1 protein-coding gene is annotated in these 785 nt (G+C 56.2%); it reads right to left on the reverse strand.

Annotated elements, in window-relative coordinates; translation table 11 throughout:
- Positions 1-27: 27 nt before the first annotated feature.
- Positions 28-708, reverse strand: a complete 681-nt coding sequence (locus SLH47_RS26295; RefSeq protein WP_320244104.1) for an IS6 family transposase — start codon at positions 706-708, stop codon at positions 28-30.
- Positions 709-785: the final 77 nt, after the last annotated feature.

A 785-nucleotide genomic window follows, 5' to 3' on the forward strand; every position in this document is an offset into this window, starting at 1 on the left:
GCCGGGAGACGCCCTTTCTCGACACAGTTATTCTGCGAGCTCAGCAAACTGGCAGAAGCCGCAAGTCCTCGGGCCAAGCTGGCATTTGCGGATCACGTGCGCCACTTCGATCCCGGCAAGCGTTGCAGCGGCCGATGCGAAGCTCTTGAAGCCCAGCATCGGTCGCGTCAACCGCTTAATGAACCGATGATCCTGTTCGATCATGTTGTTGAGATACTTCGACCGAACGGTGTCGATTGTCACCGGGATCATCAGCCGCTTGAAGATCTTGTTGATCTCCTTGATCCCGGCCGCATTGCTGCGGCTCTTATCGATGGTGATCCGATTGGGGATGCCGTTGTGGGACAGGGCATTGGCGAAGAACGCCTTGGCCGCTTTGGTGTCACGCTTCTCTGACAGCATGAAATCAAGGGTTTGGCCTTCCCGGTCGATAGCCCGGAACAGATACACCCATTCACCCCGCACGTTGACATAAGTCTCATCCATCCGCCAGGACACGGCTGTCTTCGCTTTTCGTTTCTGTGCTATCCTCGCCACCTCGGGGGAGTATCTCACGACCCAGCGGTTCAGTGTGGCATGATCAGCGGTTACCCCGCGCTCTGCCATGATCTCTTCAAGATCGCGATACGAGACCCCGAAGCGCACATAGAAATAGACCGCCAACATGATCACGGGCTTGGGAAAATGCGCGCCTTTGAAAGAGATCATGCCATCGCCTCAGTCGCTGTCCAGTCCATCGTCACTGCATTCCTATGGCACGACCAACAAAAGGTCGCGACAGGACT

The sequence above is a fragment of the Cognatiyoonia sp. IB215182 genome (assembly GCF_033963905.1).
GTDB lineage: Bacteria > Pseudomonadota > Alphaproteobacteria > Rhodobacterales > Rhodobacteraceae > Yoonia.

Coding starts and splice junctions, on each gene's coding strand:
- SLH47_RS26295 (WP_320244104.1), bottom strand. CDS start 708: ATGATCTCTTTCAAAGGCGCGCATTTTCCCAAGCCCGTGATCATGTTG.